We start from the raw sequence: 12,754 nt of genomic DNA, 5'->3' as shown, positions 1-12,754 counted from the left end.
CTTTTCGCGATATGGATGAGCTTTGCAGTCCTAGGATGGAGCGAGCCCATCCGAGACAGGCACGTAGAAGCCGAATTGATTGCCGAACCGGTCTCTATCCAACCTGGAAAGCCCTTTTGGGTCGGCCTGCTCCTCCGACACGATGAAGGATGGCATTCGTACTGGCGAAACCCAGGTGATTCGGGGCTAGCCACCAAGATCAAATGGAGTCTGCCGCCAGGTTTTGCTGCCGGCGAAATCCAGTGGCCGCTTCCATCGCGAATCCTTACGCCTCCCCTCGCCAGTTATGGATATGAGCGAGAGGTCCTCCTCCTCGTGGAAATTCGAACGCCCCCGAACTTGGAATCCACCTCCTATATCTTTCGGGCTCGCGCGGAATGGTTGATGTGCAAGGAAATCTGCCTTCCCGGCAGGGCTGACCTTTCGCTGACCGTCGAAGTGGGCGAAGATCCGTCGCCCAACCCCCGCCACGAGCGGCTGTTCAGGGCCGCCCGAGAGGCGCTTCCCCGCGAAGCACCCGATTGGCGCGTCGAGGCCCGACTGCTCAATGACTCGATCGAACTTGTCTTTGAACACCCGACTCGGACTGTTTCCGGCGCCCAATTCTTTCCTTTCCGAGACGATCTGATCGTGCATGCCGCCGACCAGATCTTTATCCGGGATGGGACAAAACACATCCTGCGAATTCCGATTCAAACTCAGTCAGAACGCCCTCCCGCTGAGCTGGAAGGCATTTTGGTCGCGGAAAGCGCATGGACGGCAGATCCCACTCATCGCGCCATCCCGGTTAAGACCGACCTCAAGCGGGAGGCGAGAATCGGGCAAATACCTCCAAGCGCGGACGGGCTGAAGTTCCCATCCACGCTTGGTGCATCGATGATGGCGGCATTCGTCGGCGGACTGATCCTAAATCTTATGCCCTGCGTATTTCCGGTGATCTCGCTCAAACTGCTCGGCTTCGTCTCGCAGTCAGGGTGGTCACGTCGACGGATGGTCTTGCACGGATTGGTTTTCGCAGCGGGAGTGCTCGTCTGCTTTTGGATTCTTGCCGGGCTGCTGATCGCACTTCGAGCGGGCGGTGAGGAGATCGGCTGGGGATTCCAGTTGCAGTCGCCGAGAATCGTGCTGGGGCTTGCTGCGCTTTTCTTTTGTCTCGGGCTCAGTTTGTTTGGCGTGTTCGAATTCGGTCTCTCATTGACCACCGTGGGCCAGGAACTGCAGTCCAAGAGCGGATATGCAGGGTCGTTTTTCAGCGGGCTGCTCGCCACGATTGTCGCGACACCCTGCACGGCCCCCTTCATGGGGGCTGCGCTCGGCTACGCGCTGACTCAGCCTCCCGCATCCGCTCTTGCCATTTTTACGGCGCTGGGACTTGGTATGGCCGCACCTTATGTTGCGCTATCCGCCTCGCCGGGCATCGTCCGCCGAATTCCGAAGCCCGGGCCGTGGATGGAGTCGCTCAAACAGGCAATGGGGTTCCTGATGATGGCCACCGTCGTGTGGCTCGTGTGGGTCCTGAGCCTTCAGGCCGGCGCAGCGGCGGTTATACGGGCGGCGAGCCTCTTTCTGATACTAGCCCTCTCAATGTGGATCGCGGGTCGATGGGGCGCGCTCCATCGACAACGATGGACTCGACTTGGGGCGCGGGCTGTTGCGATGCTTCTGGCCGCAAGCGCACTTATTCATGCATTCCAATCTATAGGATATGAGGTCGCTCCTGAGAAACCGGCACACAGAGCGTCCGAGTGGGAACCGTTCTCCCCCGAACGACTCGCGCAGTTGAGGCGCGAGGGACGCCCAGTCTTTATTGATTTCACAGCGGCATGGTGCCTCACCTGCCAAGTGAACAAACAGGTAGCATTGAGGCGGCCCGAGGTGCTTGCGCGCTTCCGCGAAATGGACGTTGCCCTGCTGGTGGCCGACTGGACGGATCGAAACGATGTGATTACTAGGGCCCTTGAAGAGTTTGGCCGAAGCGGGGTGCCCTTGTATGTCTATTACCCGCTGGGCGCCGACTCGAAACCCATCATTCTTCCAGAAATTCTCACGCCTCGAGTCGTTCTGGATGCGATAGCTGGAAATCGTTGAACGATGCGATATGTTCTTGGTCAAATGATACAATTACTATCCACGGAGGTTGATCGCAAATGAAATCGATGATCGTGTCCGCGCTCGTTCTGGCTCTATCGATAACGATCGCAGGCGCGCAGGTTAGGAATGGTGATCCGGCGCCCGACTTCCGATTGAGGGACATCTTCGGCAATGAGCACGCATTGTCCGACTATCGGGGCAAAACGGTCGTATTGGAGTGGATCAACCATGGCTGCCCCTTTGTTCAAAAACACTACGACAAAGGGCATATGCAGGCGCTGCAACGGGAAGCCACGGCAAATGGAGTCATTTGGCTATCCATTTGTTCCTCCGCGCCCGGCAAACAGGGTCATTACTCGCTGGAGGAATGGCAGAAAATTAACGAGGAGAAGCAGGGTGCCGCAACGGCCATCCTTCTTGATGAGGAGGGCACGGTGGGCCGTCTTTACGGCGCGAAGACGACGCCGCACATGTATATCGTCAACGCCGAGGGCGTTTTAGTTTACCAAGGGGCGATTGACAGCATTCGGTCGACTGACCCGGACGACGTGCCAAAGGCAAAAAATTACGTCCGAGAAGCTCTCGCTGACCTCGCGGCCGGACGGCCGGTGGGCACACCGCAAACCCAACCTTACGGGTGCAGCGTAAAATACAAGTAACGTCGAAGTATCCGGAGATGTAAAAAGAGCGGGCTCTCAGAAGCCCGCTCTTTTTTTTCGGTAACCGAGTGGGGATTGACGACCGGGATTCAAACCATCAGATTGTTCCTTTGCTGTCCAAACCGCATGTCGGATTCATCAGCCAACAAACACCAACTCGACATCGCTTCGGTCGCCGTGATCGGCATCGGGACCTGGGGCCAGAACTTGGCGAGGGTCTTCCACCGCTTGGGCGCATTAGTGGCCATCTCCGACACGAATCCAGAACGCTTGCAAGAGGCAGCTCCCCGGTATGCCGGCGTCACAGCCACCTCCGATCCCAAAATGCTTTTGGATGACCCTCGCATCCGTGCGGTTGTGATCTCCACCCCGGCGGCCACTCATTACCATCTGGTTCGTGACGCGCTGGCAGCGGGCAAAGATGTTTTCGTGGAAAAACCCATGGCCCTAACTGCCAACGAAGGAAAAGATCTGGTCGAGCGGGCGGAGAAAGCCGGTCGGATTCTGATGGTTGGGCATGTCATGAACTACCATCCGGCCATCGCGGCCTTGCGAACGCTGATCAATCGCGGCGACCTTGGGCAGGTGCGATACGTCTACTCGAATCGTCTGAACATCGGAAAAATTCGCACCGAGGAAAACATTCTCTGGAGTTTTGCACCTCACGACATTTCGCTGCTTCTCAATCTGCTGGGCGAGGAACCGCGGCACGTGTTTTCGTCCGGCGGCGCGTGGCTCAATCCGGATGTGCACGATGTCACAATGACGCTCCTGCAATTTCCCAGCGGAGTCCAAGCCCATATTTTCGTAAGCTGGCTGCACCCGTTCAAAGAGCACCGCCTTGTGGTGGTCGGCTCCGAGAAAATGGCGGTATTTGACGACACGTCGGAAAATAAACTCGCCCTTTACCCGCACCGGGTGGAATGGATCAACCGCGTCCCGACCGCCATCCGCGCAGCGGCGGAAGTTGTTCCGACCTCGGATGAGGAACCTTTGCTGATCGAATGCAGGCAGTTTCTCGATAGTGTCGCGACCCGCGTTCCCCCGCCCACGGACGGCCGTGAAGGTTTACGGGTTCTGCGCGTCCTCGAGGCGTGCCAGCAGTCGCTCAAGACGTTGGCGCAGACTCGGGCCTTTGAGTCGTCGCAGACGGCATCAAAGCCCTATTTTGTTCACCCGTCGGCGGTTGTGGATGAGGGCGCCGAGATCGGCGCGGGGACAAAAATCTGGCATTTCAGCCACATTATGTCTGGAGCGGTGATTGGGGAAGGCTGCGTCATCGGCCAAAATGTGAACATCGCGGGAGGTACACGAATCGGGAACCGCGTAAAAATTCAGAACAACGTTTCCGTCTACACGGGGACCGTAATCGAAGATGATGTCTTTCTGGGGCCTTCCTGCGTTCTGACGAACGTGAAAAACCCTCGCGCGCAAATCAACCGTCATGACCTCTATGAAACCACGATCCTGCGGCGCGGTTGCACGATTGGCGCGAACGCCACGATTGTCTGCGGCGTCACCATCGGACGCTACGCATTCGTCGCAGCCGGCGCGGTGGTCACACGCGATGTCCCCGATTACACGCTCGTGGCCGGCAACCCTGCGCGCCCCAAGGGCTGGATCAGCCGCCACGGCCATCCTATGACCCGGCCCTCGGAGGATGGACTGTGGCGGTGTCCGGAATCCGGCTTTCGATATCAACTGGTCAATGGCTCCCTGAAGTGCCTGGATCTGGACGAGGACGCTCCATTGCCAGCCGAACTGGCCGTGGGCCGTCGGCGATACGACGAATTGAAGTCAGGACAGCCCCCATGCACTTGCTGATCTCACGTGATGTTCTGGTTCAGCATCTTCTGGCCTTAAACGAGGAGGAATCGGCCTTTCGCCGAGTCTGCGACGCGGCAAGCGGCCGCGGCGACACACTTTGGCTTCACATGGCCTCGATCCGAAACGCGCTTGAGGAGGCCAAAAAACAACTGTCGGAACGATCGAATTTTTCGCAACCGGCGGCAACAAACGATGAACTCCGGCGCCGCATGTCGGACGCAGTTCGGAAATGCGGCATCCTTCCCTCGTTGGCGGATGAGCTGGATGCCCTTTGGAGTTCGGAGCCGGACATTGCGCAAGCCCGTATTGCCCTGAGCCGTCTGCCAGGCAAACCAAAGCGCATCACTTTTGCCCCATCGGTAGATCCTGCCGACCTCACTCCGGAATCTTATCTGGCCATGAAAGCGGCTTCCGCTCCCATGCCGTTTATTGATCTTGAACGGCAACAGAAGGCGATCCGCGCCGGACTGGAGCGGTCGATCCACCGCGTACTGCACCACGGGCAATACATACTAGGCCCGGAAATTGAAACCCTGGAGGCGCGACTGGCCGATTATGTCGGCGTAAAGCATGCCATCACCGTCGCAAGCGGAACCGACGCCCTTCTCATCGCGCTGATGGCGCTGGAGATCGGCCCGGGCGATGAGGTCATCACAGTCCCCTACACCTGGATATCGACGGCCGAGGTCATCGCTCTCCTGAGGGCACGGCCCGTTTTTGTCGACGTCGAATGGGACACCATGAACATGGACGCGGAACGGATGCGGGCAGCCATCACTTCGCGCACGCGCGCGATCATTCCGGTGGGGATCTATGGCCAATGCGCCGATATGACCCGAATTACGTCGATTGCGTCCGAATGGGGCATCCCGGTCATTGAAGATGCCGCCCAATGCTTTGGAGCGACGCATCACGGCAGAAGGTCGTGCGGCCTGAGTCTGATCGGATGCACGTCTTTTTTCCCCAGCAAGCCCCTGGGCTGCTACGGAGATGGCGGCGCCATTTTCACGAATGATGACGGCCTCGCCGAAAAAATGCGCCAGATTCGCGTCCATGGACAAAAGGTCAAGCATCAGCATCCCGTGGTCGGCCTGAATGGTCGGATGGATACGCTGCAGGCAGCGATCGTTCTCGAAAAACTTTCGGTGTTCGATAAGGAGTGCGTTCTTCGGCGCGAAGTTGCGCGGCGTTACGATGAAATGCTCAAAGATGCTTCGGGTATCGTCACGCCGATCATCCGACCGGAAAACACATCCGTGTATGCGCAATACACAATCCGGCTGGACAATCCCGATTTGATTTCCACGCGGCTCCAGAGCCAGGGAATCCCAACCGTATCGTATTACAAAACGCCATTACACCTGCAGGGCGCGTTTTCAAATCTAGGTTACAGGCCGGGCGATTTTCCGGTTGCCGAGCGAATCGCATCTACCTGCCTCAGTCTGCCGATGTCGCCGTATCTCACCGCCGAGGAACAGCGTCGCGTTGTATCCTCGCTGCTGGCTGCAAGGTCTGAAATTTCCTAAAGCTTTTCGAAGTCAGCCGGTTGTCGATCGCCCCGCTCTTTAGAGGGAACTCCCCTAGGGCAAAATTTGGATGACGCGATAGACGCGCGAGGTTGCGGTTGTGTTTGTATCCAGCATCGAAGCGAAAGATGCGGTCGCAGTGACTGGCGGACCCACGTCGACCCAGGCCGGCGCGGTCAGCGAAGGAGAAGCCTGAAGGCGATAAACGCCGCCCGAGACGGATTCCCATCGTGTAGAAACCGACGTCGCCGAAGCGAAGATGGAGACGAACGCGCTGGTGACGATCGTCAGCGGAGTGTCATCATTCAAAATCATGACCGTCCCGATTGCCACAGCGAGAGATGCATTTGTGGGATTTTGTAGGCGGACAGTGAAAGACTCATCGGGCTCGTTCACTGTGTCCGCAACAATCAGAACCTGAATGGCCTGCGTTTGGACGCCTGGCGCGAAGGCCAGAGTGCCGTTGGTCGCGAAATAATCCGATCCCGCCAGAGCGGTGTCATTCGAGGTAAAAAACTGGACGGTGACGGTGGACGGCTGGGGCAGCGACAACAAAACCGGCACCTGTGCCGTTGTCACCCCCGAATTTCCTTCCGGAAGGGAAATGGATTGAATGCTCAACGAGGCGACCGTACAGGTGTTAGGAGTGCCCGGTGTTGGATTCATGGGGTACAGATCCGCCAAGGAGGAGATGTTGTTATCCGTTCCATCAGGGCATCTGCCCAAGGAATAGCCGTAGGGTGAAGACGCATTCGGATTCGGATCGGGCAGGAGAGGGCCAAGAGGCGCGAGTTCTCCACCCCCGCCTGCGAAATTCAGCCCATCGATGACCGTGGCGGGATCAATTGGGGGCACAGTGTCGGTTCCGTCCGCGAGAATAATGTTGTCCCCACCCGAGAACAGGCCCAAATCGGCGTACCCGGCCACGAGGGTCAGGTTCGGCACCGCAGGATTATCCGAATCCGTAAGACCGGCAAAACATTCCCACCCGGCTGTGGCTGTGGCATTGGTTGCATCCACGGCAACAACGACATACTGTCCAGGGCTGACAGGCAAAGACGTCCCACCAGGGGCACCCGGAAACTTGAAAACACCCTCCGATCCATCCCCCGCTTCATCTGTGAGAATTTTGCCGTCCAAATACTGGACATTCGTTCCGGAGTTATACAGTTCGATAAACTGGTTTCCCCCCTGTGGGCTGATGTTGTAAAATACTTCGTTAATTATCAAATTGGCTTGAGAAGACGAGACCACCAGGAAAAGAGCAGTTAGGCCCAGGAAGGCGGTTAAACGTTTGCAGATATTCGCCATAGTGGCATCTCAACGATTTCGATTATTACTGCTCCGTCTGAACTGCCAACACGGAATCGAGGTCCCCTGAGCCTGGCGGCACGCCTTTCTTTGGGCGATCCGTCTCATTTGCAGCACCAAGTCAGGGTTCCATATCGAGCCGAAGGACACGATAGAGCCGATGTTGATTGGTCGGACTCTGGATATCGCGGAACACAAAATCGCCGCCGTTGGTCGATAGGAATGCCGCCTGTTCATGGGGTCCCGATCCGCTGGCCGCGTTGCGCCAGAAGAATTCATTCCCGATCCGATTGGTCGCCCACTGCACCTGATAGTGTTCATTCCACGCGCCACGCCACACGATGCGATTTGTCGTGCCCTCCGCCGTAATCGAGGTGATGCGGAACTGGCCGAAGAAGATATCCATATTCCCCGTGCTTACCGCAACATAGTTCGTGTCATTGACGCCGACCACTCGCCAGCGCCCTCGATGCGTATTGAAGAATGGCGTGGCCTGCCAGACAATGTATTCTCGGAAGGCGCTGACATTGGTCGCTAGATTGAACCAGCTCAGACCTCCGTCGCCGGAGAACTGAACATTCACGATCAAATTCGTCGGGAGGTTAATCGCTCCCCAGATGAGCGGGAAGACGTTCGTTGGCGAATTGTCGTCGATCGAAATATTTCCGTTCAGCGTGCGAAGTTCGAGAATTCGGTTGGTTGGGCTGCGGCTGGCGTAAGGCGTATTGCCAAAAGCCCCGATGTCAACGCGCCCGCCGTTGAAGAACGTCTCATTCGTGAAGACCGAATTCGGATTGCCGCGATCGATGGCCCACGACGTCTCAGCGTCATTCACAAACACGCCGTTTTGCCAGCGTCCATACTGGCTCCGGAGCGTGAAATCGCCTGCCGCGACATTGTTCAACAACGGATTCGTGATGGCGCTGCGATAATCCTTCTGCTTGTCCAACTGCCACTGCAAGAGGTCGGTATAGGATCCGAAGATGGCAGTGGTGGGCGCCCCAAAGAAGTAAACATTGTAATCGATGAACGCGTTGTCGATTGACGTCAAGACCCCAGCAAGAGCGGTTGAATTCGTCTCCGAGAGATAGAAGATGTTGTTTTGCACGACATCGGCCACGGTGCCAACCATGCGATACGCAAAGTTCGAATTGCCGACGAATGTTACATTTTCGACGAGCGTCGTTCGCCCATTCAGATTGTCGATACCACCGAGCCGATTCGCCCAAATCCGGGCATTTTGAACCGTAGCATTGAACGTGCGATTGAAGGCGATGGCGATTTCATTCGAGCGGCCGAAAATTCCACGCAGAACGACATGGCGGTTAGAGGAGGAATAAATCCCGTAGAAGCCATTCTGGACCGTAATGTCGCGAACTTCCACGAACGATGCTGAAATCTCAAGAGTATGCTGCGATGGATGGTCGCGAGTAAAGATTGTACCCCCTGCGGCCAGATTGGTACTGCCCCGGATCAAGAGGCGGCCGGTCGTCGGGTCGCCGCCCCTAGACCAAATGATACGGCTCAAACCGGAAATCGGGTAAATACCGGTATCCACGTAGATAACGTCATCGCCCTCTGTATCATAGGCATCGAGAATCGCCTGGAGACTCTGTTTCGGCGCGGACGGCGACAAACCACTGTTGGCATCATTGCCGGCGGCTGTGCAGTAGACATCGCCAACGGTATTGGTGTCGTTGACATAAAAGACAGTGCCGAAATTGCGCAGTTGGAACGGTGTATCAGTCGCATCGAAGACGTTGGTGTTCGAAACCAGCACGACACGCCACCGCGCCTGCAACGCGTTGCCAAAAGGTGTGCTGTTCCAAACGAAGGCGCCGTTCCCTACTGCAACAGGCCCGGAAAGGTTCGTCCATGAAAGGCCGTTATCGGCAGAGAACTGGACCACCACCTGTTCAGACGTGCTGAGGTTGCCGTAACGCCAGCGCAACGTGTTCGTCCCGCGAAGAACGCCGCCGTCGTTTGCCGTTATCGCCAATAACCAGGGCAGAGTTCGGCTCTTGCTGGCGAACGGGGTATTGCCATCGAAGCCTTGATTGGCAAGTTCGCCGTTGGGCAAGGGTTCATTGGTGTAAACGCTGAGGGGTGAACCCGCATCAATGCTCGGTGAATGATTTGTATCCGTTACCCAGGACGTTCCGTTCCACCGTCCGGCCACTGAGCGCAGACGGAAGTCACCGCCAGCCTCATTTGCGAAATACGGATCCGCCGAAATGCTGTTGAGGTCAAGAAGGGCTTCCCGCTGCCAGTAGAGAAGCCGCTCCCAGTTACCGTTTCGGTACCCGCCGATCCAGGCCCCGTTCACGGCCCATAGATTGTTATAGTCCGAATCAAGTGCACCCGTCTGGGCATCGATGCAGAACCGATCCGGCCCATCGGCCTTCAAGATGTTATTGAGGAGTGAGGCGCTGCCGAATCCAATCTTTCGCACAGCAGTTCCCTTAGTTGCCACCGTGTTGTGCCGGACAAATACGAGATTGCCGTCGATCAGCAAGCCTGGCGATACGTTTGTCCCGTATACGATGTTGTTCAGAATGAAGATGTTAGTTCCGAGCGTGTGGATGGACCCGTGCTGCACGACACTTTCGCGTACCGTACCATTGCGTCCTGCGATCGAAACGATACCGTTTGCGACATTGATTTTTTCAGCCAACACATTATCGCCCGCAATGATCAGCGAACCGTTCGTGAATATGAGGTGGCGGGCGATTGTATCACTGCTAAGAACGAGATTCCCTCGGTTGAATCGAATGTGTTCCAGCTCGACATGGCGACCCTCGATTTGCAGCAAATTCGCGGCGCCGGCAAGCGGCCGGTCAAACACGGTTCCCCCCGCAGCCCCATTAGTGCTCCCTCGAATCAGGACCGGCCGGCCGGGCCGACCTTCATCACCAATCGACAGCGACCACACCTCGTTGGATCCGAACAAATAGCCACCCGTGTCGATCAGGATAATGTCATCGCCCTCAACATCGAGGTCGGCGAGCAACGAGGACAACGTTGCCTTCGGCTCGCACGGGAAGATGCCGAGATAGGCATCGCTCCCCGGCCCGCAGGTGTAGACATCGCCGACCGTACTGGTGTCATTCACGTAGAAGATGAATTCTTTGTTCCGGAGCGAGAAATAGTGGTCCGTCATATCCCATATGTTTGTATTCGAAAGCAACGTGAGTCGCCACCGGCCAATCGGACTGGATGGGAATTTCTCGACGCCACCCGGGTATTTCTCGTCGGTCTGCCAAAGGAACGACATCTGACCCACTGTCGCCGTGCCAATATTCGTCCACGTCAGCCCATTGTTGTATGAGTAATCCAAGCGCACGAGATCGGTCGGAGGGATGTTCCCGTAATTCCAGGTTATAAGGGCCAAACCTTCGAGTCGGCCGCCACCAGACGCTGTGATGGCATATAACCAGCCGTTCGTTCGGCTTTTGCTCGCGCGGGCCGTATTGCCATGCGGGCCTATATTAATTCGCACGCCATTTGGAGTCGGTTCGTTGCCGAAATCCCACGTAACTGGCCCCGCGTCAATCAGCGGCGAGAAGTTCGTGTCCGTGGTGACGAACAGGCCCGTCCAAGGATCAAATCGGCCACTAGCACTTCGGAGGTAGAAAAGATCATTGGACGGATTGAAGAAGCCGGGGTCATCGACATGAAGGCTGTAGAAGTCTTGCATCGACGCCTTCGACCATTCCGGGATGCGGTCATAAGCCAGACCATTACCGATCATCAGGAAAGCGTCATGCGGAATGACATACGCATTATAATCGCCAATCGGAATTCCATTCGTTCCCAACCTGTAGACCACACCATCCGATTTCGCGTGCAAGACGGTGTTAGAAATCAGCATCGAGCCATTTGCCAACTCGACGGTATTCGAACCTGACTCCCAAAGGATACATCCTTCAAGCGTGTTCAGCGAGGATAGGCTACTGCCGACGGCAGACGCGCTCATCCGAGTCACAATCGACCGACTGACGCGATTTCCAGAGCTCAATTGGAAATTCACCCCTCGCATTCCGTTCCGGATCAGAAGGTTGCTTGCCGAATTGTTGGCGCTCTGCTGTTCGAAGGACAGTCCGAGCTCGAATCCGTGCAAAACCAAATTGTCCAAAGCGACATATTGGGCACCGGAAAAACGAAACGCGGCGTTCGTCATTCCCGGCGACGGTCTAAATTGCGACCCTCCGAAAATTTCAGCGCCGCTTCCTACGACGCGAACCAAAGCAGTTGGAGATCCGCTGTCCAGCGCTGAGACCAATATGAATTCGTCCAACGTGTGGACCCCCGTGTCCACATACACTGTATCGCCACCGTCGAGATCAAATCGCTCCAAAACGTGGCGCAAACTCGTGTGCGGCGTAGCCGGCGACAGCGCCGTGTTGGTGGGACTGCCTGGCGCCGTGCAGAACACGTCGCCCAGCGTGTTTGTATCGTTTACGTAATAGGCAATAGGTCCGTTCCGAACAGTGAAGGGCCCCGCCGTGTCGCACAGATTGGTGTTGTCCTCGCTGCATATCCTCCAGTATGCCAGCGGCGAGGAGCCTGACAGAGCGCTATTCCACGTCAGCGGCGCGGAAACGTGGAGCAGATTCGTCGCCAATACCTGCCATGTGGCGCCCCCGTCCATCGAAACCATAACCCGGACTCCGCTGGTTGGCGCAAACCCGCGCGTTAACCAGTACAGCGGCACATTGCCCGACGTGGTGCCACCTTCGCGCAGAGTGGCCGCCAGGACGGCCCGCTGCGCGGTTGAGGTGGGACTGCGGCTGGCCAGATGCGTATTGCCAAATACGCCCGCATTGATCCGGCCGCCATTCGGAACGGGCTCATTCGCGAACGGATCGCTGTAGCGACCGGCATCAATCGCCCACGATGTATTCGTGTCGAAAACAAGCACGCCATTTGTCGTGGTCCGCCCTGCCTGGCTTAACAAGGTGAAATCGCCGTCGGCGGGATTGGCCATTCCGGAGGCGATTCGCACCGAATGGATGTCCTTCCCGCTGTATCTCTGCCAGTCGCTCAAACGTGGCAGGACAAAACCAAATTGCGTATCTCTTGCGAATACGCCGTTGGTCGCCAAAGTGTACACATTGAAATCCGTATTGATCGAAGACATCCCGATCGTAAACAGCGCTGCGGTCGACACCGACCCGTCCACGATTGAATTGAACATCGATGGTGAAGCCTGATTCGCGACAAGGGCGCCGCCGTAGTTGCCATACAAGACCGCATTCTCAATCAGGGGCGCCGATACGGACAGCGAAATGCCGGGCCCGACATTGTTGGCAGCAGCGATTCGGCGCATCGAAATTGAAT

General features: G+C 56.8%; 6 protein-coding genes and 1 pseudogene. 5 read left to right on the top strand and 2 right to left on the bottom strand.

Going from position 1 to position 12,754, the window contains the following annotated elements:
• Positions 1-15 precede the first annotated feature (15 nt).
• From NZ740_05165 to NZ740_05145, 5 genes and pseudogenes are all read left to right on the top strand, one after another.
• Positions 16-2,088 (top strand): protein-disulfide reductase DsbD family protein, encoded by a 2,073-nt coding sequence (locus tag NZ740_05165; protein ID MCS6771398.1) that lies wholly within the window; start codon positions 16-18, stop codon positions 2,086-2,088.
• A 59-nt stretch (positions 2,089-2,147) separates the two neighbouring features.
• Positions 2,148-2,750, top strand: coding sequence for a thioredoxin family protein (locus NZ740_05160; GenBank protein MCS6771397.1), 603 nt, complete (start codon positions 2,148-2,150; stop codon positions 2,748-2,750).
• A gap of 126 nt (positions 2,751-2,876) precedes the next feature.
• Positions 2,877-3,851: pseudogene (locus NZ740_05155) on the top strand (Gfo/Idh/MocA family oxidoreductase).
• Between the two features lie 15 nt (positions 3,852-3,866).
• Complete coding sequence (locus tag NZ740_05150) at positions 3,867-4,574, top strand: N-acetyltransferase (GenBank protein MCS6771396.1); 708 nt, start codon at positions 3,867-3,869, stop codon at positions 4,572-4,574.
• Positions 4,575-4,996: 422 nt separating this feature from the next.
• Positions 4,997-6,103: a DegT/DnrJ/EryC1/StrS family aminotransferase gene (locus tag NZ740_05145; GenBank protein ID MCS6771395.1), complete on the top strand. Its 1,107-nt coding sequence runs from the start codon at positions 4,997-4,999 to the stop codon at positions 6,101-6,103.
• A gap of 54 nt (positions 6,104-6,157) precedes the next feature.
• Here NZ740_05145 and NZ740_05140 read toward each other — a convergent pair whose 3' ends face one another.
• Positions 6,158-7,357 carry a lamin tail domain-containing protein gene (locus NZ740_05140; protein ID MCS6771394.1) on the bottom strand — a complete coding sequence of 400 codons (1,200 nt, stop codon included), beginning with the start codon at positions 7,355-7,357 and terminating at the stop codon, positions 6,158-6,160.
• A 178-nt stretch (positions 7,358-7,535) separates the two neighbouring features.
• The gene (locus tag NZ740_05135) at positions 7,536-12,743 is read right to left on the bottom strand and encodes a hypothetical protein (GenBank protein MCS6771393.1); all 5,208 of its coding nucleotides are present in this window, start codon (positions 12,741-12,743) and stop codon (positions 7,536-7,538) included.
• Positions 12,744-12,754: the final 11 nt, after the last annotated feature.

This window comes from Kiritimatiellia bacterium (assembly GCA_025054615.1).
Taxonomy (GTDB): domain Bacteria; phylum Verrucomicrobiota; class Kiritimatiellia; order CAIVKH01; family CAIVKH01; genus JANWZO01.
The sequence above is the reverse complement of the archived record's forward strand: the minus strand, read 5'-3'. Positions and strand labels throughout refer to the sequence as shown.

Bases quoted from the DNA above. Each gene is read 5' to 3' on its own strand.
- NZ740_05165 (MCS6771398.1), top strand. From the start codon at position 16: ATGAGCTTTGCAGTCCTAGGATGGAGCGAGCCCATCCGAGACAGGCAC.
- NZ740_05160 (MCS6771397.1), top strand. From the start codon at position 2,148: ATGAAATCGATGATCGTGTCCGCGCTCGTTCTGGCTCTATCGATAACG.
- NZ740_05145 (MCS6771395.1), top strand. From the start codon at position 4,997: ATGCCGTTTATTGATCTTGAACGGCAACAGAAGGCGATCCGCGCCGGA.
- NZ740_05135 (MCS6771393.1), bottom strand. From the start codon at position 12,743: ATGCGCCGAATCGCTGCTGCCAACAATGTCGGGCCCGGCATTTCGCTG.